Source organism: Ellagibacter isourolithinifaciens (assembly GCF_008831035.1).
GTDB classification, from domain to species: Bacteria; Actinomycetota; Coriobacteriia; order Coriobacteriales; family Eggerthellaceae; genus Ellagibacter; species Ellagibacter isourolithinifaciens.
This window is the reverse complement of the sequence record NZ_WAJR01000072.1, coordinates 1-643: the sequence shown is the minus strand read 5'-3', so window position 1 is coordinate 643 and position 643 is coordinate 1. Positions and strand designations below refer to the sequence as shown.

Annotated in this window: 1 protein-coding gene; it reads right to left on the bottom strand. The window is 63.8% G+C overall.

All coding sequences use genetic code 11. From position 1 onward, the window contains the following. Positions 1 to 643: Na+/H+ antiporter NhaC family protein (locus F8C90_RS10790; RefSeq protein ID WP_281350348.1), on the bottom strand; the 643-nt coding region annotated here is incomplete at both ends.

The window sequence follows — 643 nt, the reverse complement described above, 5'->3', positions numbered from 1 at the left end:
GTATCCAAGATGGATGCGGTCTTGCGCCGGGAGATGTCGTAGGTCTCGGCCATCTCGTGGGCGATGGGGTTCGCCATCACGATGGCCACGGTGTTGTTGGCCGTGGCGATGTCCATGGCGCCCACGAGCAGACCCATGCCCAGCTGGCCGCCCTTGCGCCCCTTGAACACGCGTTTGATGCCGGCGAGCAGGGCCACGAAACCGCCGTTCTCGCGAATGAGCGCGCAGATGGCGCTCACCAACACGGCCACCATGGTAGTCTCGAACATGCCGGCCGCTCCCGTGCCCATGCTCCCCAAAAGATCGGTGGCCGCCACCGCGCCCTCGGCCACCACGATGATGGAACCGGACAGGATGCCCAGCAGCAGCACGACGAACACGTTGATGCCCAGAATGCCGCCCACCAGCACGATGAGGTACGGAACGAGCTCGATGAGGTTGTAGTCGTTGTGCACCGTGCCCGAGATGTTGGATCCCAGGGACAGCGCCAAGATGAGCACGAGGGTCACGATAGCCGCGGGCAGGGCGATCTTGAAGTTCTCGCGGAACTTGTCCTTCATCTGGCAGCCCTGGCCCTGGCAGGCGGCGATGGTGGTGTCGGAGATGAACGACAGGTTATCGCCGAACATGGCGCCGCCCATGA